The organism is Kumtagia ephedrae (genome assembly GCF_003012745.1).
Classification (GTDB): Bacteria; Pseudomonadota; Alphaproteobacteria; order Rhizobiales; family Rhizobiaceae; genus Kumtagia; species Kumtagia ephedrae.
This window is the reverse complement of record NZ_PXYK01000076.1, coordinates 1-898: the sequence shown is the minus strand read 5'-3', so window position 1 is coordinate 898 and position 898 is coordinate 1. Positions and strand designations below refer to the sequence as shown.

General features: G+C 59.9%; 1 tRNA gene, 1 rRNA gene and 1 pseudogene. 2 read left to right on the top strand and 1 reads right to left on the bottom strand.

The features are described from left to right. Together rrf and C7I84_RS29320 are read left to right on the top strand one after the other, a co-directional pair. Positions 1–92: ribosomal RNA gene (rrf, locus tag C7I84_RS29325) — 5S ribosomal RNA — on the top strand; the annotation flags it as partial. A gap of 118 nt (positions 93–210) precedes the next feature. Next, positions 211–287, top strand: a tRNA-Met gene (locus C7I84_RS29320). 268 nt (positions 288–555) lie between these two features. Here C7I84_RS29320 and C7I84_RS30800 read toward each other — a convergent pair. After that, positions 556–770: pseudogene (locus C7I84_RS30800) on the bottom strand (IS3 family transposase); the annotation flags it as partial. Positions 771–898: the final 128 nt, after the last annotated feature.

Sequence of the window (898 nt, the reverse complement as noted above, 5' to 3'; positions counted from 1 at the left end):
TGCACCCGATCCCATTCCGAACTCGGCCGTGAAACGCTCCAGCGCCAATGGTACTTCGTCTCAAGACGCGGGAGAGTAGGTCGCTGCCAGGTCTGCCAAAAGCATCAATATCTTCTCTTTATGATAGGCGACGAAAAGTGGCAGGGCCGCTTGCGCGGCCTTTTTCGTTTGCAGAGCGAGTTGCGTAAGCGTAAGCTTACGTCTTGGTGGCGCGGGGTGGAGCAGCCCGGTAGCTCGTCAGGCTCATAACCTGAAGGTCGCAAGTTCAAATCTTGCCCCCGCAACCAGAATTGCAAAGGCCCCGGTGGAAGCACCGGGGCCTTTGCCGTTTTGTACGCGCCGGGATGCCGGCGATCTCGCCGGTCAGTTCGATCTCAAGCTGCCGTCTCGCGGGTCAAAGCCTGTGACCTGAGACTCTAATCTCCTCCGGTTTGAGGCAGAGTCCTGGGTTTCGTTGTGGCCTCATGCGGCCTGTTTTTCCAATGTGGATTTCATTGCGAACTCGGCTGGTGCATGTTGCCGAGGGCCGAGTGGGCCTGTGGTGTTGTAAGTCCTCCTTCCACGACGCGCAGGCCCGATAGAGGTGCCGGCAATCAATGCAAGGCATTCGCGCGTGTAGTCATCGACGATGGCGAGCACCCGGAAGCGACGGCCATCGGTGAAGGTATCGGAGACGAAGTCCAGGATCCATCGAGTGTTGGCACGATCGGCCACGAGCATGAGCGTGCGCGTGCCCAGCGCCCCGCCTTGCGGCCGTCGCGCCGGCGCACCTGGACACCTCGAAAAACCTCGCAATCCAGAGCGCGTTTTGATTCACTTGCCTTTGCTGATTTGCGCGGAGGCTGGGAATGCGAGGACAGGCGGGGTTCTGGGACATTGACGAGCGCTATGCGCGGCT